This is a genomic window from Microbacterium sp. SORGH_AS_0454 (genome assembly GCF_031453395.1).
In the GTDB taxonomy this organism is placed as follows: Bacteria; Actinomycetota; Actinomycetes; order Actinomycetales; family Microbacteriaceae; genus Microbacterium.
Genome location: NZ_JAVIYS010000001.1, coordinates 703,661 through 722,694, shown reverse-complemented (window position 1 = coordinate 722,694; position 19,034 = coordinate 703,661). Strand labels below are relative to the sequence as shown.

Annotated in this window: 22 protein-coding genes, 1 tRNA gene and 1 pseudogene; 11 read left to right on the top strand and 13 right to left on the bottom strand. The window is 70.4% G+C overall.

The window, feature by feature from the left end; genetic code table 11:
* Positions 1 to 118: 118 nt before the first annotated feature.
* The 4 genes from QE454_RS03420 to QE454_RS03405 form a co-directional block, all read right to left on the bottom strand.
* Complete coding sequence (locus QE454_RS03420; protein WP_210072920.1) at positions 119 to 676, bottom strand: DUF1992 domain-containing protein; 558 nt, start codon at positions 674 to 676, stop codon at positions 119 to 121.
* Positions 673 to 1,515 carry an oxygenase MpaB family protein gene (locus tag QE454_RS03415; protein ID WP_373459420.1) on the bottom strand — a complete coding sequence of 281 codons (843 nt, stop codon included), beginning with the start codon at positions 1,513 to 1,515 and terminating at the stop codon, positions 673 to 675. The genes QE454_RS03420 and QE454_RS03415 overlap by 4 nt, the downstream gene beginning before the upstream one ends.
* 136 nt (positions 1,516 to 1,651) lie before the next feature.
* The gene (locus QE454_RS03410) at positions 1,652 to 2,182 is read right to left on the bottom strand and encodes a hypothetical protein (protein WP_307458136.1); all 531 of its coding nucleotides are present in this window, start codon (positions 2,180 to 2,182) and stop codon (positions 1,652 to 1,654) included.
* 2 nt (positions 2,183 to 2,184) lie between these two features.
* Positions 2,185 to 2,595, bottom strand: a complete 411-nt coding sequence (locus QE454_RS03405; protein WP_103205818.1) for a DUF4383 domain-containing protein — start codon at positions 2,593 to 2,595, stop codon at positions 2,185 to 2,187.
* Positions 2,596 to 2,847: 252 nt separating this feature from the next.
* Between QE454_RS03405 and QE454_RS03400 the strand changes: the two genes are divergently transcribed.
* From QE454_RS03400 to QE454_RS03390, 3 genes are read left to right on the top strand one after another with little or no spacing between them, the layout of a single operon-like run.
* Entirely contained in the window at positions 2,848 to 3,276 is a 429-nt protein-coding gene (locus QE454_RS03400; protein ID WP_307458139.1) for a YdeI/OmpD-associated family protein, read from the top strand.
* 43 nt (positions 3,277 to 3,319) lie between these two features.
* Entirely contained in the window at positions 3,320 to 3,958 is a 639-nt protein-coding gene (locus QE454_RS03395) for an asparagine synthase (RefSeq protein WP_210072924.1), read from the top strand.
* A 54-nt stretch (positions 3,959 to 4,012) separates the two neighbouring features.
* Positions 4,013 to 4,222 (top strand): hypothetical protein, encoded by a 210-nt coding sequence (locus QE454_RS03390; protein ID WP_307313154.1) that lies wholly within the window; start codon positions 4,013 to 4,015, stop codon positions 4,220 to 4,222.
* A gap of 98 nt (positions 4,223 to 4,320) precedes the next feature.
* Here QE454_RS03390 and QE454_RS03385 read toward each other — a convergent pair.
* Positions 4,321 to 4,393, bottom strand: a tRNA-Arg gene (locus QE454_RS03385).
* A 150-nt stretch (positions 4,394 to 4,543) separates the two neighbouring features.
* Here QE454_RS03385 and QE454_RS03380 point away from each other — a divergent pair.
* Positions 4,544 to 6,040 carry an L-serine ammonia-lyase, iron-sulfur-dependent, subunit alpha gene (locus QE454_RS03380; RefSeq protein WP_307458141.1) on the top strand — a complete coding sequence of 499 codons (1,497 nt, stop codon included), beginning with the start codon at positions 4,544 to 4,546 and terminating at the stop codon, positions 6,038 to 6,040.
* A gap of 15 nt (positions 6,041 to 6,055) precedes the next feature.
* On the opposite strand, the gene QE454_RS03375 is transcribed toward QE454_RS03380, so the two are convergent.
* On the bottom strand, positions 6,056 to 6,487 hold the full coding sequence (locus tag QE454_RS03375; RefSeq protein ID WP_210073036.1) for a MarR family winged helix-turn-helix transcriptional regulator: 432 nt from the start codon (positions 6,485 to 6,487) through the stop codon (positions 6,056 to 6,058).
* Between the two features lie 233 nt (positions 6,488 to 6,720).
* Positions 6,721 to 7,341, bottom strand: a complete 621-nt coding sequence (locus QE454_RS03370) for a histidine phosphatase family protein (protein ID WP_210073038.1) — start codon at positions 7,339 to 7,341, stop codon at positions 6,721 to 6,723.
* 328 nt (positions 7,342 to 7,669) lie between these two features.
* Between QE454_RS03370 and QE454_RS03365 the strand changes: the two genes are divergently transcribed.
* Entirely contained in the window at positions 7,670 to 9,094 is a 1,425-nt protein-coding gene (locus QE454_RS03365; RefSeq protein ID WP_307458146.1) for an HNH endonuclease signature motif containing protein, read from the top strand.
* Here QE454_RS03365 and QE454_RS03360 read toward each other — a convergent pair.
* Complete coding sequence (locus QE454_RS03360; protein ID WP_307458149.1) at positions 9,004 to 9,567, bottom strand: GNAT family N-acetyltransferase; 564 nt, start codon at positions 9,565 to 9,567, stop codon at positions 9,004 to 9,006. The two genes, QE454_RS03365 and QE454_RS03360, sit on opposite strands and share 91 nt — an antisense overlap.
* Before the next feature lie 66 nt (positions 9,568 to 9,633).
* Between QE454_RS03360 and QE454_RS03355 the strand changes: the two genes are divergently transcribed.
* The 4 genes and pseudogenes from QE454_RS03355 (at position 9,634) to QE454_RS03340 (ending at position 13,617) form a co-directional block, all read left to right on the top strand.
* Positions 9,634 to 10,443, top strand: coding sequence for a Cof-type HAD-IIB family hydrolase (locus tag QE454_RS03355; RefSeq protein ID WP_307313144.1), 810 nt, complete (start codon positions 9,634 to 9,636; stop codon positions 10,441 to 10,443).
* A 175-nt stretch (positions 10,444 to 10,618) separates the two neighbouring features.
* Positions 10,619 to 12,070: an amino acid permease gene (locus QE454_RS03350; RefSeq protein WP_210073044.1), complete on the top strand. Its 1,452-nt coding sequence runs from the start codon at positions 10,619 to 10,621 to the stop codon at positions 12,068 to 12,070.
* A gap of 118 nt (positions 12,071 to 12,188) precedes the next feature.
* Positions 12,189 to 12,656 (top strand): annotated as a pseudogene (locus QE454_RS03345) (FAD-dependent oxidoreductase); the annotation flags it as partial.
* Positions 12,657 to 12,702: 46 nt separating this feature from the next.
* Entirely contained in the window at positions 12,703 to 13,617 is a 915-nt protein-coding gene (locus QE454_RS03340; RefSeq protein ID WP_309668516.1) for an NAD(P)/FAD-dependent oxidoreductase, read from the top strand.
* Here QE454_RS03340 and QE454_RS03335 read toward each other — a convergent pair.
* Complete coding sequence (locus tag QE454_RS03335) at positions 13,517 to 14,380, bottom strand: sulfurtransferase (protein WP_307458159.1); 864 nt, start codon at positions 14,378 to 14,380, stop codon at positions 13,517 to 13,519. The genes QE454_RS03340 and QE454_RS03335 overlap by 101 nt on opposite strands.
* Positions 14,381 to 14,384: 4 nt before the next feature.
* Positions 14,385 to 14,873 (bottom strand): DUF4188 domain-containing protein, encoded by a 489-nt coding sequence (locus QE454_RS03330; RefSeq protein ID WP_307458163.1) that lies wholly within the window; start codon positions 14,871 to 14,873, stop codon positions 14,385 to 14,387.
* A gap of 95 nt (positions 14,874 to 14,968) precedes the next feature.
* On the opposite strand from QE454_RS03330, the gene QE454_RS03325 reads away from it, so the two are divergent.
* Complete coding sequence (locus QE454_RS03325; RefSeq protein ID WP_307458166.1) at positions 14,969 to 15,583, top strand: MerR family transcriptional regulator; 615 nt, start codon at positions 14,969 to 14,971, stop codon at positions 15,581 to 15,583.
* Between the two features lie 46 nt (positions 15,584 to 15,629).
* Entirely contained in the window at positions 15,630 to 16,598 is a 969-nt protein-coding gene (locus QE454_RS03320; protein WP_307458169.1) for a GNAT family N-acetyltransferase, read from the top strand.
* 125 nt (positions 16,599 to 16,723) lie between these two features.
* Here QE454_RS03320 and QE454_RS03315 read toward each other — a convergent pair whose 3' ends face one another.
* The 3 genes from QE454_RS03315 to QE454_RS03305 form a co-directional block, all read right to left on the bottom strand.
* Positions 16,724 to 16,945: a hypothetical protein gene (locus tag QE454_RS03315; RefSeq protein WP_210073057.1), complete on the bottom strand. Its 222-nt coding sequence runs from the start codon at positions 16,943 to 16,945 to the stop codon at positions 16,724 to 16,726.
* 102 nt (positions 16,946 to 17,047) lie between these two features.
* Positions 17,048 to 18,037 carry a DNA-3-methyladenine glycosylase gene (locus QE454_RS03310; RefSeq protein ID WP_267788089.1) on the bottom strand — a complete coding sequence of 330 codons (990 nt, stop codon included), beginning with the start codon at positions 18,035 to 18,037 and terminating at the stop codon, positions 17,048 to 17,050.
* Positions 18,038 to 18,098: 61 nt separating this feature from the next.
* Positions 18,099 to 18,818, bottom strand: a complete 720-nt coding sequence (locus QE454_RS03305; RefSeq protein WP_267788087.1) for a winged helix-turn-helix domain-containing protein — start codon at positions 18,816 to 18,818, stop codon at positions 18,099 to 18,101.
* Positions 18,819 to 19,034 lie beyond the last annotated feature (216 nt).

Genomic DNA, 19,034 nt, shown 5'->3' with positions numbered 1-19,034 from the left:
CCGACCGCCCCGCGACATCGCAGGGTCCTCCGAGACGACGCGGCGTGCGCATGCCGAAGCGGGTGCGCAGGCGCCTACCGTGTGATCCGGACGTCAGCCGGGGCGAAAGCGACGCCGGTCAGGATCGCCGGAACCAGCGCCGCCGTCGTTCCGGCGCCGCCCGTGCCGCCGCCTCCACGCGTGCGCGACGTCGTTCGACCCAGGCCGCCACCTCGGCCTCGACGTCCACCGTCGGCGTCACCACGGGCGGGCCGCCCTGGAGCTGCCGACGAGCCTCGATCACGCGGCGGTTGAAGTCTTCGACCGCCTCGCGCACCTCGGGTTCGCGGGCGATGGCATCCAGTCGCTCCGCCAACTCGGCGTGCTCGACGCGCAGGGTCAACGCCGGAGGGCCGAGACCGGTGAGCTGTTCGGTCTCGATCTTGCGACGGATCCACCAGTCGGGGTCGTGCGAGGTGCCGAGGTCGGGGAGAGGCTTGCCGGCGCCGGGGAGGTTGTCGAACTCACCGCGGCGGATCGCCTGTTGGATCGAGGTCTCGACGAAGGCGGCGCGCTCGGCAGCGGTCGAGCCCCGCGAGGGTCCCTCGGGTTCGGCGGATTCGGGCGCGAGACCGGCCTCGCGCAGCTGCCGGTCGAGCCGGTAGCGTTCCGCGGCCTGGCGGGCGTCGTCGCTCACGCGGCCTCCCGTCCCTCACGCTCCAGCCGGGCCAGTCGCAGACGCGCCATGTCCTGGGCGCGGGGGCCCGAGCCCAGCGCGCGCTCCGTGACACGCAGGATCACGCGAGTCAGCGTCAACACGGGAAGAGGCCAACGCCGCACCCCGAGCATCTTCCGGTAACGACGGGGGATGGTTGCCACCGCTGCGGCGAACAGCACGCGGTAGGACAGACCCATGAGCCCGGGGAACGGCGGCTTGCGCAGGAACCTCACCACGTCGGCCACGCGTTCGTCGCCGCGCAGCTCGCCACGGTCGGCGAAGCCGTCGATCTCGGCGCGGAGATCTCGTCTGGTCAGGGGCGGGTCGACGACCCGCATGAGTCGACCGGCGGTGGCCCAATCGGAGACGTACGCGTCGGGTCCGCCGGGAATGGGCGTGCGCGACACCTCGTGCCCGGCGAGGAACGCGTCGGTGAAGGCGAGGTGCACCCATCGGACGAGGTCTCCCGCCTCGGCGGTGTACGCGCGTTCGCTTCCGTCGCCGCCGACGTACTCGCCCTTCACGCGGCGGTGAAACCTTCCGACGCGTGCGGTCTCGGCATCCGCTTGCGTCCTCGATCCGTACGTCAGCGTGATGACCCAGCGCACGGTGCCGGTGAGACGACCGATCGGGTCCTCGCGATAGCGCGACCAGTCGTGCACGCCGGCGAGCGCTCCCGGATGCAGGGCCTGGAGAAGAAGGGCCCGGATGCCGGCCACGAGCGTGCCCATCCCGGCGTGCACCGTCCACGCGGGGCCGTTCTCGACGAAGTAGCCGGTGTCGTCTCCGTCGGCGATGGCGCGGACGTAGGGGGCCATGCCGGTGGGATCTCCCGCGAGAGCGACGAGGATCTTGCCGCGCAGCGACTGGATCCAGCCGGGAACGGAAGAGGAGGCGTCGATCGTCACCCTTCCAGCGTGCCACCGTCTGAGCGGGTGGGCTCCGTGAGAGGGATCAGTGTCCCTCGTGCGAGATGACGGGAACGGTGCCGTCGTCGCGCAAGAGGACGGCGTTCTGCGTGGCCCCGAGAGCGGGGGTGACGACCACGGCGATGACCGCGGCGGCGACGAGCAGTCCGACGACGCTCATCGGCTGGGCGGTGCGCGTCGGATTCGGACCGCGGCTCACTCGGCGAAGATGAACGGCCGCGGTGGCACCCACGACGACGAGCAGGGCGCACGCAGCCGCGACGCCGAGGATGCTCGTGTGCGCGGGAGCTGCGAACATCAGGCCCGCCGTGAGGGCGAGGGCGACGAGCGCTCCCGCCAACGCGATGCGGGGGACGACGAGACGGCCCGTCGACAGTGTGGCCGCTCCCCACGCGAGGCAGGCCAGGCCGAGGACCACCATCCCGATCCCGAGGCCGCTTGCGACGGCCCCGGAATCGGGACGGATGATGGCACCCGCGCCGAGGGCGGCGGTGATGAGACCGGCCCCCCACGCGGATACGGAGGGCCACGACCTCACGAAGGTCGCAGCAGTCATGCTCAGACCGCCGCGGTACGCGGGACGTTGCGCTCGGTGCCGAGGCCGACACCCAGCAGCACGACGGCGCTGGCGAGGTGGAGGAAGTGGTCGGGCACGTTCAGCGCGAGGATGTTCGCGGCGGTGCCCACGAGGAAGAAGCCCACGATGCCGAGGAGCAGGTAGACGGCGCCGACGGTCGTGTTGACGCCCTTCGCTGCGCGAGCGTTGGCGAGACCGGCGACCAGCAGTGCGGCACCGATCAGGAGGTGGGCGATGTTGTGGAGCGGGTTGACCTCGAAGATGCCGAGGAGCAGTCCGCCCTGTGTGGCGATGAAACCGACCCCGCCGGTGACGGCGAAGCCGAGCAGACCGACGAGCAGGTAGACAGCGCCGAAGACGGTGGCCACGAGACGGTTGGGTGATGAGCTCATGATGAACCTCCCAGAGTGTTGGCAGCGACCGTCCGGCCGCCTCATCACATCTTCGGAGACAACGCTCGATTCGGATTGGGCTTTGCGCACACCTGGGTGTTTCCTGTATGCATCCGGAAATGACAGAAGGCCCCCGAGTACTCTCCGAGGCCCTCCGCAACGAAACCGACCATAGGCAGTCCCGCCGCGCCGATGGAGGGGATTGCATTTAGGCCGTTGTTCACTTAGTCGACTGTCTGACACACTCCGGCCATGCGTTTCGATACGACCCTTCGGCAAATGGGCAACAACACGGGGATCGAGGTGCCGCCCGAGGTGGTCGACGCTCTGGGCGGTGGAAGGCGCGCCGCGGTCATCGTGGACGTGAACGGGTTCACCTTCTCCAGCACGATCGGTGCGATGGGCGGGAAATCCCTCATCCCGTTCTCCGCGGACAAGCGCGCCGCCACGGGATTGTCGGGAGGGGATGCCATCTCCGTCGATCTCGCCCTCGACACCGCGCCCCGCACGGTGGAAATTCCCGACGACCTGGCTGCGGCCCTTTCCGACGCGGGAATGCGCGCGAAATTCGACGCCCTCTCGCCGAGCGCGCGCAAAGCGCACGTGACGAGCGTCGATGCAGCGAAGGCCGCCGACACCCGCGCCCGTCGCATCGCAGCCGTGGTGGCGAAGCTCACCTGAGCGATCGACGCGCCCCGGACGATAGCCTGGACGGGGAGGTCACGTGGGGCGCACGAAGGAGGCCATCGCCGAGGGGCTGTCGATCGCGACAGCCGCGGCGCGGCTCGCCGTGCGCAACCGGATCCTCGTCGACACCATCGCCCGCGGGGGCCACTTCGACGGCGAGGTCTTCGCCGAGCTGGCCCGCGAGACGCTGCGCTCCCTCGCCGACGAGCAGGACCAGGCGGCGGAGCGGGTCACCCATCAGCGCAAGCGCGCGTGGGGCCGGTTCTCGGATTCGTCGGGCACCCACGATTACCGCGACCGTGACACGCGCAACCTGCGTCGTCGTGCCAAGCAGTCCCGCGGTGTCGCCAAGGAGTTGCGCGCCCTCGCCGACGATCCCGAGCGGGTCAAAGTCCTCGTCGCCGACGCCCGTATCGCGGCGTGGGGCGACGTCGAGGCGAACCTCAGCCAGCGTCTCGACGTCGAGGGCATGACCGCGGACGCCGATCCGGATTACGCCCGAATGCGCAAGGCGCGCATGGACGCGCTCCGCATGGTCGACCTCGCGCGTCTCGCCTCGCAGGCGAAACGTCGAGCGAAGGACCGGGCTGCTGCCGACGAGGCGGGGGCGACGAAAGATTCACCCGAGCCCGAGACGCACAAGGGCGGCAAGAAGAAGAAGTCCGCCGCGCGCTGACCCCGGTTCCGCGCGCGCCCGGGGTAGCCTCGGCGCCAACGGAAGGCGGATGCCATGGCACGACGACGATCGGGACGCGCGAAGCGCGTCGCTCGGCCGGGGTACGCCCTGGTCGCGGTGAGTGCACGCGACGCGAACGGCTTCGTGCACCACTACGACGAGATCGAGACGCCGCTCGGTTCCCTCCACGAGGCCGTCGCGATCCTTCAGCTGCACTCGACCGCGATGGATGCGGCTCACGCGGAGGAGGCGGCCTCGGCCTGAGGTCCTGCGGACCGGCCGGGTCGTCGGCATCCGGGCAGAGAAAAAGCCCCGGCGGAATTTCTTCACGCCGGGGCTTCTCTTACTGTCTCAACACAGTGTGCGCCCGAAGGGACTCGAACCCCTAACCTTCTGATCCGTAGTCAGATGCTCTATCCATTGAGCTACGGGCGCAGGGCCTCCGCGCGAAACGGCGCGCAGGCCGTGGTCCAGCATAGCCGGACCCATCGGAGACGTCTAATCGGCCCGGAACGGCATGCATCCCGGGCGTGGCGCAGTGGTGACGAGCAGGTGTCGCGACGGGGCGCGACGTACGCTGGCCGCATGAGCGCATACACCTCCGCGTTCGAGCTGTTCTCCATCGGGATCGGACCCTCGAGCTCCCACACCGTCGGCCCCATGAAGGCCGCCCTCTATTTCGTCGCGAGACTCGAGGATGCCGGCGTCCTCGAGCGGGTGGCATCCGTCTCGTGCGCGCTGTACGGCTCGCTCGGAGCGACCGGCATCGGCCACGGCACCCCCGACGCGGTCGTCGCGGGCCTGCAGGGGCTGGATCCCGAGACCGTCGATCCGGATGCCGTCCGGCGGGCGTGGTCGGACTGGCCCGAGGGGCAGAGCCTGGCGCTCGCGGGCCGGCACGAGATCCCGTTCGGCAAGACCGACATCGCCCTCGAGCCGCGCACCCGACTGCCCGGCCACCCGAACGCGATGACGCTCGTCGCGCGCGACGGGGACGGCGCCGTCGTTTCGGAGGACACGTTCTACTCGATCGGCGGCGGCTTCATCCGTCGCGAGGGCGAGCCCGTGCGCGTGGCCGCGACACCGGTGCCGCTCGACTTCGACGACGCGGCGACCCTCATCGAACTGTGCGACGAGCGCGGCATCACGATCGCCGAGGCGGCACGCCTGAACGAAGCCGCGCTCCGCTCCGACGAGGAGATCGCGGCCGGGTTGGATCGCATCTGGGATGCCATGGCGGCGTGCGTGAACGCCGGGCTCGAGAACGATGGTGTGCTGCCCGGCATCCTGAAGGTGAAGAGGCGAGCCGCGGTCATCCGGGGCCAGCTTGATGCCATCGAGGCCGAGGGGCACCGAGAGCTTCCGGGGGAGTGGCTGGGCGCTTTCGCGCTCGCGGTCAACGAGGAGAACGCGGCCGGTGGGCGCGTCGTCACGGCCCCCACTAACGGTGCCGCGGGGATTCTGCCCGCGGTGGCGATGTACTGGTGGCGGTTCTTGGCCGACTCGGGTCTCGGTGCCGGCAACGCGGTCACGCCCTACGGCGAGCTCGTGGGCAGTGCGCTGCTCGGCTACGACGGGCACGCGGTGACGCGCGGGGAGGTGGCGGAGTGGGACGACGGCGACGTGGCGGAGGCCAATCGTCGGCGCGGCATCCGTCGGTTCCTGCTCACCGCGACGGCGCTGGGTTCGCTTTTCAAGGCGAACGCCTCGATCTCGGGCGCCGAGGGCGGGTGTCAGGCCGAGGTCGGCTCAGCCTGCGCGATGGCCGCGGGGGGCCTCACCGCGGTGATGGGCGGGACGAACCGGCAGATCGAGAACGCCGCCGAGATCGCGATGGAGCATCACCTTGGGCTCACGTGCGATCCGGTGGGCGGCCTCGTGCAGATCCCCTGCATCGAGCGCAACGCGATCGCGGCGTCCACGGCGGTGACGGCGGCGCGGCTCGCTCTGCGCGGCGACGGGTCGCATTACGTGTCGTTGGACGCCGTCGTGGAGACGATGCGTCAGACCGGCATCGACATGTCGACGAAGTACAAGGAGACCAGCGAGGGCGGCCTGGCGGTGAACGTCATCGAGTGCTGAGGCGCCGGCTCGGGGTCAGTCTCGCCCGCGCAGCTTCGCGGTGAGGGTGTGCAGCTGAGCGAGCTCGTCGTTGTCGAGGCGAGCCATGCGCTCGGCGATCGAGCGACCGTGCGCCGCGGCGAGGCGGCGGAAGGCGACGGCCCCGTCCTCGGTGGCGGTGACCAGGGATCCGCGGCCGTCCTCGGGGTCGGCGCACTTGGTCAGCAGACCCCGTGACACCATGCGCTCGACCAGTCGCGAGACGCTGGGCTGGCTGATGAGCATGTTGCCGGTCACGTCGCGCAAACGCGCCGTCATGCGGGGCGCCCGCGTGACGGTGAGGAGCACGTCGTACTCGGCCTGGGTCAGTTCGGTGCTGTCGAAATCCGACCGGATGTCTTCGAAGACTTCGTGCTGAGCGCGAAAGAGGCTCTCCCAGGCCTGCACGGCGAGACGGCGATCGGTCATACGTTCAGCGTAGGGCCGTCGGCGACCCCTTCGCCGCGCGTGCCGAGCAAGAGTAAGGGCCGGTCGGAGAGGCTTCCGACCGGCCCTTGTCCCTGCACCAAGAGTATCCTGCAATCACATGTCGGTAGCTGCCACAGCAAAACAACTACCGTGCATGCACTCTATAACGGTGAGGTAACGGAGGGGAAGAGGCTGTCGTTATATTTTCGTGATCACTTTCGAGCGGTCCGAACTCAGCGGCCGCGCACGTGATTCCACTGCGTGATGACCTCGGAGCCGTGCTCGAACCCGAGCTCGCTGACGGCGGAGGTTCCCAGCACGAAGTACCGGCCGCCCGCGGCCGTCAGTCCCAGCCACGTGCCGGCGAGGGCGCGGAGGAAGTGCGCGTGCGAGAACACCAGCACCTGTTCTCCCGCGCGCACGCGCGGTCGCAGTTCGTCGAGGAGGGATTCGGCGCGAGCCGTGACCTGTTCCACCGTCTCGCCCGGGGTGGCGCCGGCGGGGGCGCCCGCCTGCCAGATCGTCCACGGGCGGCCCAGCTGCTCGACGATCTCCGGCGTGGTCAGTCCCTCGAACGCGCCGTAATCCCACTCGACGAGGCGTGGCTCGGGCTGGGCGTCGGGATAGCCCGCACGACGGGCGGTCTCGACGGCGCGCTGCAGGGGGCTCGTGAGCACGAGGTCATAACGGCGGGTCGCCAGGAGGGTGCCCGCGAGCTCGGCCTTGTAGGCGCCCGTCTCGGTGAGGGGGATGTCGGTGAGGCCGGTGTGCTTGCCGGTGCGGCTCCACTCGGTCTCGCCGTGGCGGACGAGCACGAGGCGCCCGTCGGGTTCGGTCAGATCGTCGTCCTTCACCTCTTCATCCTGCCTCGTGGGCGTCCGCACGGGGCATCCGCGGGCGCGGAACGGACGAAGGGCCGGTCGGGAGATTCCCGACCGGCCCTTTCCTGCACCAGAGTGTCCTGCAATCACATGTCGGTGGTCGCCACAGCAAAACAACTACCGTGCGAGCACTCTATAACGGTGAGGTAACGGGGTGGAAGGGGTTCGTCGGCGTTCATTTCTCTTTCATAGGTCGCGCTCGTGGCGGCTCCTTCCTCCCCAGCTGCGGCGTCTCGCGATCCCTCCCCACAAAGCCCCTTCCGGCTCAGAGGATGTCGGAGGTGCTCGCTAGCATGCACACATGCACTCGCCGACGCCCGATCCCGCCGAATCCGCGGGTTCGGGCGTGCGCGAGGCACTCGTGGCCGAGGCCCTCGCCGCCGATGCCGCCCTCGCCGCGGCCGAGGCTCGGCGCACGCGGGCATATGCCGCTCTCGGCCAATACGGTCTGACGCGCGCCGCCGAGCAGAGGGCGTCGGTGCGGGCGTCCGACATGGCGATGAGAGAGATCGCGTCGGAGGTGGCCGCGATGAAGCACCTCTCCGACCGGACGGTGCAGACGCACATCGGTCGAGCGCTGCAGCTCGTCGACGACTACCCGACGGTCGTCGACGCCTGGGAGGCGGGTGCGCTCACCCGAGCCCATGTGCGGATCGTGACGGATGCCGGAGCCGCCCTCCCCGAAGATCGTGTGCCGGAGTTCGACGCGCTCGCCGCGAGGCTCGCCGCCGAGCTCAGCCCCGGGCGGTTGCGCTCGCGGTTGGCCGCGCTCGCCGAGAAGCTCAACCCGACGACGCTGACCGAGCGGCACCAGCGGGGCCGCGAGACAAGGTGCGTCCGCGTGGTGCCGGGCGTGGACGGCATGTCCGACCTCATCGCGACCCTTCCTACCGTGCTCGCGGTGGGGATCTACGACCGGCTGACGCTGCAGAGTCGCGCGATGATCGACGCGCGAGAAAGCGGCGGGCTGCGGGGTATGAGCTGCGCGGCGGCGGCCGGGCTGCCCGCCGGGTCGGCCGCAGATGCGACCGCCGTGCCGTCCTCCGGGCCCGCCGCCGCGGCATCCGCTCTCGACGAACGCACGACCGATCAGCTGCGCGCTGACATCCTGGCCGATCTGCTCCTCGCCGCCGCTCCGGTTGCCGACCCCACGCGCTCCGGGGACGGCCCCGGTGTACTCGGCGCGATCCGCGCCCGCGTGCAGGTCGTCGTGCCGGCCCTGTCGATGCTGCGGCCCGAAGAGGAAAACCTCGACCCCGCGGAACTCGTCGGTCACGGTCCCATCGATGCCGAGACCGCCCGCAGCCTCGCCGCATCCACGACCGTTCCGTGGGACCGTGTCATCACCCACCCGATCTCGGGATGCGTGCTCTTCACCGACACGTACCAGCGGTCTTCGGCAATCGACCGCCACCTCCGCGCCCGCGACCGGCGCTGCCGGTGGCCCGGTTGCGCCGTTCCCGCCGTGCGGTGCGAGGTCGATCACACCATCGATTGGGCGTCGGGGGGAACCACTCGCGTCGACAACCTCGCCCACCTCTGCCAACGGCATCACTCTCAGAAGCAATTTACCCGCTGGAAGGTGACGCAGAGAGCGGGCGGCATCCTGGAATGGACCTCTCCGTCCGGTCGTGTCTACGCGGACGAACCGCTGCCGTACGCGCCCGCCGTGCGATTCCTGCCCGACGATCCCTCGCCGCCCGACGACGAGCCGGCTCCGTTTTGAGAAGTGCCGTCGAGCTCGCCCAGGGCCAGCGGGCGCGACCAGGCCATCTCGCGCTCGAGCTGGCCCGTGCTCCGAAACAAGCGCACCTGATGGGTGTCAGCCAGCACCGCGGCCAGGTCGTCACGATCGGCGGGGTGAAATCCCACGCTCTGCCAGAAGGGCCCCGAACGACGGCTGAACAACCATGCGCGCGAAGCGCCCTCCTCGGCGGCCCGCGCGAGAGCGAAGCGTGCCAGGTCGGTGCCGCGCCCCCGAGAACGTCCTTCCGGGATGACCGCCACGCTGCGGATGAGGGCGTGACGGCCGTCGCCGCTCAGCTCGTACCCGGTGCTGCCGACCACGGCGCCGGCGGGGTCGCGCTCGACCCACAGGCGGACGCTCGCCGCATCGAGACCGCTCAGGGTGAGATCGACGCCCCCGAGGAAGTGCGTCAACGCTCCGACGTCATCCGGTCGGCACCGTTCGAGGCTCATTCTCCGAGTCAATCAGCCCTCCCGCCGAGCGCGAACCGCGCGCCGCCCGCCTGGGAGGATGGGACCGTGACCCACGACATCCGCCTCATCGCCGTCGACATGGACGGCACCCTGCTCGATGGCGAGGGGAACGTCCCCGCGCCCCTGTGGGAGCTCCTGCCGCGGCTGGCGGAGCGCGGCGTCGCCTTCGTTCCCGCCTCGGGGCGGCAGCTCGCCACACTGCAGCGCTCGTTCGGCGACGCGGCCGGCGAGATGACGTTCATCGCCGAGAACGGTGCCTACGTCGTGAGCAAGGGCGTCGAGGTGTCATCCGACACCATCGATCGCGAGATCGTCGAGCGCGTCATCCGGCACCTTCGCGACCTCGTTCAGCGGGGGTTCGACCTGGGCGTCGTGCTGTGCGGAAAGCGTTCGGCGTACATCGAGCGCAGAGACGATGCCTTCCGTGCCGAGGCCGACACGTACTACGCGGCTCTCGAAGCCGTCGATGACGTGCTCGCGGTCGACGACGACGTTCTGAAGATCGCGATCTACGATTTCGCCGTCGCCGAGCACAGCGTCGCGCCCGCCCTCGAAGAGGTCGCCCGCACGCACCGGGTCGTGGTGTCGGGGCGCCACTGGGTCGACATCATGAACCTCGACGTCGACAAGGGTGCGGCCCTGCGCCGCCTGCAGCACGCGCTCGACGTGACGCCGGCACAGACGGCCGCGTTCGGCGACTACCTGAACGACCTCGAGATGCTGGATGCCGCGGACTGGTCGTACGCGATGCGCGAGGCCCACCCCGAGGTCGTCGCCCGCGCCCGCTACCGCGCTCCCTCGAACCTCGACCACGGCGTGCTCACCACGATCGACGAGCTTTTCCCCGACGCCTGAGCGCTCGGGCACCCGGCGCCTTCCGCGCCGTCGCGAGGTCGGGGAGGGTCTCGGCGGGGTCTTCGAGCTCCACCGGCGGGCGGAGGTGCCCGATGAGCGTCGCCAGCGGTCATGAACTACTCTGACCTGCGGTCGCCCGAAACACGCGGGCTCGACGACGAATGCGAGAAGCCCCATGAATCGACCCTCGGGTCCCTCCGTCGAGACCGCCGGATCGTCCGAGCCGCGGCAGCTCCGCCGGGCGATGAGCGCTCGGCACCTCGTCATGATCGCGCTCGGCGGTGTCATCGGGTCGGGGCTGTTCCTCAGCTCGGGATACACGATCGCGCAGGCGGGTCCGCTGGGCGCCGTGCTCGCGTACCTGCTCGGCGCGTTCGTCGTGTGGCTGGTCATGGTGTGCCTGGGTGAGCTCGCGGTGACCTATCCCGTCTCGGGCTCGATCCATATCTACGCGGCCCGCACCATGGGACCCGCGACCGGCTTCGCCACGGCATGGCTGTACTGGCTGTGCTGGGTGGTCGCTCTCGGCTCGGAGTTCACGGCATCCGGGATCCTCATGCAGAGATGGTTCCCGAACATCGACGTGTGGGTGTGGTGCGTCGTCTTCGCCGCCATCCTGTTCACCCTCAACGCGATCTCGGCCCGCGTGTTCGGCGAGACGGAGTTCTGGTTCGCCCTCGTCAAGGTGCTCGCGATCGTGGCGCTCATCGTCCTCGGCGGCATGGCGATCTTCGGCTTCACCCCGCTGTCGTCCGAGCCGCACGAGGCGGTGCTGCTGAGCAACTTCGTCACGCCCGAGGGGCTGCTGCCCGCCGGTCTCGGCGGGGTGCTCATCACCTCGCTCGCGGTGTTCTACGCCTTCAGCGGCGCCGAGATCGTCGGAGTCGCGGCGGGGGAGACCAAGGATCCGGCCCGCAACATCCCCCGGGCCCTGCGTTCGACCGTGCTGCGCTTGCTCGTGCTGTTCGTCGGCTCGATCGTCGTCATCGCCGCGCTCCTTCCGTACGACAAGGCGGGAGTGAGCGAGAGCCCGTTCGTCGAGGTCTTCGACATCGTGGGCGTGCCCTACGCCGCCGACATCATGAACTTCGTCGTCATCACCGCCCTGCTCTCGGTCGGCAACAGCGGGCTGTATTCCTGCGCGCGCATGCTGTTCTCCCTCGCCGAGGAGGGGTACGCGCCGCGCGCCTTCACGAAGCTCACGCGCCGTGGCATCCCGATGGTGGCGCTGCTGGTCAGCCTCGCGATCGGACTGGTGTCGCTCGTGACGAGCGTCGTCGCCGCCGAGACGGTGTACATCGTGCTCGTCTCGATCGCCGGCTTCGCGGCGGTGGCGGTGTGGATGGCGATCGTCGCCGCGCAGTTCTTCCACCGGCGCCAGTTCCTGCGCGAGGGCGGCGACCTGTCGACCCTCGCCTACCGCACGCCGATGTACCCGCTGGTGCCGATCCTCGCGTTCGTGCTGCTCACCGCGTCGATCGTGGCGATCGCGTTCGACCCGAACCAGGTCGCGGCGCTGTACTTCGGCATCCCGTTCGTGGGCCTGTGCTACCTGTTCTTCTGGCTGCGGTACGGACGCAAGGGCCTCACCCCCACGCGCCGCGACGAAGAGGCGCCCCTCGCCTGAGTCGAGACGGGCTGTACGCGGCGTCTAGTCCGCCCGCTCCCGAGCGCCGGAATGGCGGATGCCGGGACCCCGCCGCCCGCAGTAGCGTCGCCGCAACACCGAGCACGCGGGAGGGCCCATGGAAACCGTCGATACCGTCGTGGTCGGGGCGGGGGTGTCGGGGCTCGCCGCCGCTCGCCTGATCGCGCGGGGTGGACGCCGGGTCGTCGTGCTCGAGGCCCGCGACCGCGTGGGCGGACGCGTCTTCACCGACCGCTCCGGCGGGCACGTCACCGACCGCGGCGCCTCGTGGATCCACGGCATCGTCGACAGCCCGGTCGCCGAGGCCGCCCGAGCCTTCGGCATGCCGATGGTCGAGTTCACCGTCGGCGGGTACCAGCCCGATTCCCGGCCCCTCGCCTACTTCGACGCCCGCGGAAAGCGACTTGGCTCCGAGGCGGTGCGGCAGTACGCCGCCGACATCCGCGCGCTCAACGCGACGCTGATCGAGGTCATCGGCCGGGCGGAGCCCGAGGCGACCTACGCCGAGGCGGTCGAGCGGGCTCTCGCCGCGCAGGACTGGGCGGACGAACGCAAAGAACGCGTGCGCGAGTACAACGACCGCCGGGCCCAGGAGCAGTACGGCGGTCGGCATGAGCGAGCTCGGTGCGCACGGCCTCGACGACGACACCGTCAACGGCGACGAAGTGGTCTTTCCGCGCGGCTACGACGAACTCGCGACCCATCTCGCCGCGGGCCTCGACGTGCGCCTCGAGCACGTCGTGTCGCGCGTCCAGCGTTCGAGCGCCGGCGTCGTGGTCGAGACGGATCGCGGGGCCTTCTCGGCGCGCGAGGTGGTCGTGACGGTCCCGGTCGGGGTCCTGCACGCGGGCGATCTGTCGATCGAGCCCCCTCTCCCCGGGGCGCATCGGCGAGCCCTCGGGCTGCTGCGCATGAACGCGTTCGAGAAGGTCGTGCTGCGTTTCGCCGAGCGGTTCTGGGACGCCGGGGTCTACGGCATCCGTCAGCTCGGCGACGAGGGGGAGTGGTGGCACTCCTGGTACGACCTCGGTCGACTCCACGACGAGCCCGCTCTGCTGACCTTCGCGGCCGGTCCCGCCGCGGTCGCCACGCGCGCCTGGACCGATGACGAGATCGTCGCCTCGACGATGGTCCAGTTGCGCCGGCTCTACGGCGATGCCGTTCCCGAGCCCGAGAGCGCGGTCGTCACGCGCTGGCAGGACGATCCCTTCTCACGCGGGTCGTACGCGTTCATGCTCCCCGGTTCCGTCGGAGCCGACCACGACGATCTCGCCGAGCCCATCGACGGCGTCCTGCACCTCGCCGGGGAGGCGACCTGGGGCGACGACCCCGCGACGGTCCCCGGCGCGCTGCGCTCGGGGCACCGGGCGGCGCAGAACGTGCTCGGTGCCGAGATCCCCGTCAGCGACCTCTGGGCCGAGGCCGTCAGCGCGGGTCGGGTCCCGTCGCGACCGGGAGCTCGGGATGGTTCGACCACTGGCTCCACGAGCCCGGGAACAGCCGCGGTTCGAAGCCCGCGAGGCTGAGCGCGACGGCCTGGTGCGCCGCCGTCACCCCCGAGCCGCAGTAAACGCCGACGCTCGCGCCCTCCCGGGCACCGAGCATGCGGAATCGCGACCGCAGGTCATCGGGCGAGCGGAACCGTCCGTCGTCGCTCACGTTCTCGGTGGTCGGCGCGCTCACCGCTCCCGGGACGTGTCCTGCCCGAGGATCGATCGGCTCGGTCTCCCCGCGGTACCGCTCGCCGGCTCGCGCGTCGAGAAGGAGTCCGTCGACCGCGAATCCGGCGACGTCCTCGAGTGAGAGCGACGGCAGAGCCCCGTAGGAGAGCTCGATGGATCCGGGCGCGGGGGCTTCGGCATCCCCTTCCTCCAACCGATGGCCCGCATCGGTCCACGCGCGCAGGGCGCCGTCGAGCAGACGCACGTCGGCGAACCCGGCGTAGCGCAGGAGCCACCAGGCCCGGGCGCTCGCCATGTTCTTCGCGTCGTCGTAGACCACGACGGTGTCGCCGGGATCGATTCCCCAGCGGCGGGCCGTCGCCTGCAGGTCGTCGATGGAGGGGAGCGGATGCCGCCCCTCGGTGACGGGAGCGTCATGGTCGGCCAGGTCGTGATTGAGGGCGACGTACTGCGCCCCGGGTATGTGGCCCGAGCGGTAGTCCGGGCGGCCATCGGGGCGGTCGAGGCGCCACCGCACGTCGAGCAGGCGGACGGGTCCACCGTCGTCGTAGCGGCCGGTGGCCAGGGCGTCGTGCAACTCTTCGGCGGTGGTGAGGATCGCGGCCATGCGTTCAGTCTGCCGTCTCGCCGTCCGTGGCGCCGCTCCGGGTTCGTCCGTCGGCGACTCGGGCCTGCGCCCGGTCGTGACGCGAGGCCACGGGGACGATCGTCGTCGCCTTCGGAAGGCCCATGGGCGGGGTGGCGACGTAGATGGTCTCGGCGCGTTCGACGACGTGCGTCTCGTGCCAGATGCCGACGGCGCCGGGCGCCGAGCGGGCACGCTTGTTGAAGCGCGTCCACGCCGGCCGGTGCTCGTGCGACGGCGCCGACGCGTAGGCATAGAGCTTGTCGAGCGACGACCAGTACTGCACGAGGTAGGGCCCGCGAGAGCCGAGCAGCATCGTGAACCCGAGCAGCCCCGACTCGGGGTCGGTGGCCAGCTCGGTCAGCATCTTGGGCATGTCGCTCATCAGCGGCATCCACTGGTCCGGTCTCCACCACTTGTTGATGGTCATGCCGATGTGGAAGACGACGAGCTCGTCGTCCCACTGATGGGTCATTCGGCCGGGATGAATAGCTGGCATGGCTTGTCCTCAATCGATAGTGTCACTATCCAGTGTTAGATAAAGTGACTATCTAGTCAAGAGGGGGGTGCATGCGGATCTCGGAACTGGCGGAACGCAGCGGAGTGCCCGTCGCCACGATCAAGTACTACCTCCGCGAGAAGGTCCTGCCCGAGGGGGAACGGTCGTCGCCGACGCAGGCGTCGTACGGCGAGGCGCACCTCCGGCGTCTCGGGGTCATCCGCGCCCTGGTCGATGCAGGAGTCGGCATCGCGGGGGTGCGCAGGGTCGTCGCCGTACTCGAAGACCCGCCCGAGAACCCCTCCGACCTGCTCGGCGCTGCCAACGCCGCAGTCACGCCGGCCTTTCCGGAGGGCATGGATCTCCGCGAGGCGAACGCGCTGCTGACGCGGATGGGGGGATCGCCGCAAGCGTGTTTCCCCGACCAGGTCGCGGCCGTCGCCCACGCGCTCTCCGCTCTCGAGCGAGCGGGCTTCACGGTGCCGCCGTCCGTCATGGATGCCTACCTCGAGCACCTGTCTGCCCTCGCCGAGGCCGAATTGGCCGCAACTCCCGACACCTCGCTCGAGGATGCCGTGCGTTATGTCGTGCTGGGAACGGCGCTCGTCGAGCCACTCATCCTCGCCCTGCGGCGCGCGGCCGAGCAGATCGCGGCCTCGCGACGCTTCGGGGCGCCAGGGGACTAGGCGCGGGCCGGGATCGAGCGCCGCGCCGGCGTTGTACGGTCGAGGGATGCCCGTCACCGTGCACCGTTCGCCCGTCGCCGACATGGCCCCGCTGACGCTCTACCGCATCCTGTGGATGCGTGTGGCTGTCTTCGTCGTCGAGCAGGAGGCCGCGTACCCCGAGATCGACGGGCGCGACATCGAGCCCGGTGCGGAGCTGTTCTGGGCGGCGGACGGCGACGACGTCCTCGCCACGCTCCGCGTGCTCCGCGAGCCCGGCAATACACGCATCGGACGCGTCGCCACCGCTCCCGAAGCTCGAGGCCGCGGCATCGCCGCCGACCTCATGCGCGCGGCGATCGAACTCCTGGATGCCGAGGCCCCCGGCATCCCGATCCTGCTCGATGCCCAGGCCCACCTCGCATCCTGGTACGGGAGGTTCGGTTTCGTCGTCTCGGGAGCGCCCTTCGCCGAGGACGGGATCCCGCACGTGCCCATGCGGCGCACGCACCTCGCCACCGAGCGCCTGGTCCTGCGGGAGTGGACGCGCTCCGACGACGATCGAGCCTTCCTCTTCGACATGTACCGCCGGCCCGAGGTGCGGCAGTACCTCGGCAACGGTCGGGTCATGGCGGATCCGGTCGAAGTCGACGGCCTGCTCGACCGCTGGCAAGGGCTCGGCGAGGGGATCCTCGGCGTGCGGGCCGTCGAGACCGCCGGCGGTGAGCGGGTCGGCTCGGTGCTGCTGAAGCGCATTCCGTGGTCGAAGACCGTCGCGGGCGGTCGCGAGGAGGAGATCGAGATCGGCTGGCACCTCCATCCCGATGCGTGGCGACACGGGTACGCGACCGAGTCGGCAGGAGCGGTGCTCTCCCTGGCTCATCGGCACGGGATCGATCGGGTCATCGCGGTGACCAACCCGGCGAACATCGCCTCCGGCGGCGTGGCCGAGCGCATCGGTATGGGCGCCGAGGGCGTGACGCGGGACTACTACGACGCGACGTGCAAGCTCTACGTCTCGGACGGGCGCGTGTAGGGTCGTCCTCCCGCCGGTCGAGAAGCAGGTCTCGAGCGGCCCGAGGACCTCGCCGACGCTCGACGACGTCTTCGGGACTCCCCGTCGAGGACCGTATCCGCCGGCGGTGTCCTACCGGTGAGACCTCAGAGCTGGATGCCGTTGTCTTCGTCGTTCACGCCGACATTGCGGCCGCGACTCGATTCGTAGGCGATCAGCCACCCGACCGACACCGCGGCGGCGATGACGATGCCGAGCCAGACGTTCTGCCAGACCAGGCCGAACAGTACGCCCAGACCGAGAAGCAGCAGACTCCCGAGCACCCAATAGGTGCGTCCGCGCGGCCAGCCCGTTCCTGTCTGCATCATGCGCCCCAGCCTAGGGGAGGGCTTCGTCACCCTCTCCGACGGCGACCATCCAGGCGATCCCGAAGCGATCGACCAGAGTCACCGGCGCGGTGGACGGCGACCTCAACGGTCGCGGTGGTCTTCGGGATGAAGGCGCGGGCCGCGGCGCGGCTCGAGCGCCGATCCGGCGTAGATGAGACGGATGACGCGCTGACGGTGCCCCGCGAAGGGTTCGAGCAACTCGAGCATTCCGTCGTCGTCGGTGCGATGCCCCGTGAGGGCGAAACCCACCTGGTGCGCGAGATGGTAGTCGCCGACGCTCACGGCATCCGGATCACCGAAAGCGCGGATGCGCGTCTCGGCACTCGTCCAGATGCCCACCCCGCGCAGGCTGATGAAGACGCGGTCGCGGGCCTCGCCGTCGGAGGCCGCGCTCGCCGCGCGCACGATCGAGGCGCCTCGACGCGACGTCTCGACGATGGTGCGGGACTGCGGCGGCTCGAGACCGGCGCGATGCCACGCCCACGAGGGGACGAGTCGCCAGCCGTCGATGTCGGGCGGGGCGAACATGGGGCGCGGGGTCGGCCCGGGGGCGCGCTCGCCGTACCAGGTGACGATGCTCCGCCAGGCGGAGAAGGCCTGCAGGCTCGTGACCTTCTGCTCCATGATCGCGCTGACGAGCGCGTCGAAGACGAGATCGGTCCGGCCGATGCGCAGATCGGGGTGCCGGCGATGCCACTCGGAGACGGACGGATGCCGCGACGCGTCGAACCCGTCGGGATCGTCGTCGCGGCCGCACAGGGCGGGCAGCTGGTCGAGAGCCCACTCGGATCCCGCTCCCCACGCGGCGGCGCGAACGGTGCCGTTCGCCGTCTGTCGCAGGGCGACGGTCGCGACTCCCATCGGGGTGCGGCTGGCCCTCCAGACGATGCCTCCTGCCGAGAGGGGAAGCGATGCGGCGAAAGTGGGGTCGTTTCGTCCGTGACGCTGTGCGAGGACGGCACGACCCACATCCGTGGGTACTGCCGGCCGGTACTCCGACTCGATCGGCTTCTCGACCGGGCCGCCGAGCTCGCGCGACGCGTGCCGCGTGCGCACCCCGGTCGATCTCATGCCGTCACCCTACGTCGCCCCACCGACATCGCGGCATCCGGGCGACCGGTCGGGCCGTCGCTCAGAAGCGGTCGGGCGAAGGCGTTCCGTGGCCGTAGCGGATCGACACGTCGGCGTGACGGTCGAAGCGGTACCCGACGCCGCGCACGGTGCGCACGATGTCCTCGTACACGCCGAGCTTGGCGCGCAGACGCCGCACGTGCACGTCGATGGTGCGCTCGCCCGGGGCGTCGTCGTCGGTCGAGCCCTCCCACAGCGAGGCCACGAGCTCGGTGCGCTCGATCGTGCGGCCCTCGCGGAGCACGAGGTACTGCAGCAGCTCGAACTCCTTGAACGTGAAGGCGGCAGACTCGCCGTCGATGAGCACGCGCTTGCGCGAGATGTCGACCACGACGCCGCCGGGCGCGCGATCCTCCTCGGCGGGCTCGTCCTTCGTACGGGCGACAGCGGACGGCTCGTGCAGCGCGAGGCGCACGACGTCGACATCGCGGCCGCCCGAGCCGACGGGGGCGAGGGCGACCGTGGCGTAGGTCTCGGCGGCGGGGGCCAGCTCGCCGAGAGTGCGACGCAGGGCCTCGACGAGGGTTCCGAGGCTGACACCCGCGGCGGCGGCCTTCGCCTCGTCGATGCCGACGTACAGAGCGAATCCGCGCGGGGCGGTCGTCGCGGGAGCGGCGGGGCGCGGGGCGGGTGCTGCCGGGCTGGCCGCGGCCGGGGTTGCGGCGCGGGCGGCGAGGGGGCGGATGGCGGCGGGGCGGTCGAGAACAGCGGAGATCGACATGAGGAGAAAGTCCTTGAGAGTGTGAACCCGGGCGTCAGACACAGCGGGGTTCGACGGGAGGTAGAGGCCGAGGGGCCGGAGCGCGGTGACCGGAGTGCGCGTGATCGACGCGGACGTCAGGAGACCGGGGGATGACGTCGGTGTTCAGAAACCGAGGTGATCCGGGCGAGGGTCGCTGTTAGCGGCACATTCGACAACACATCGCAACGCGGCCGG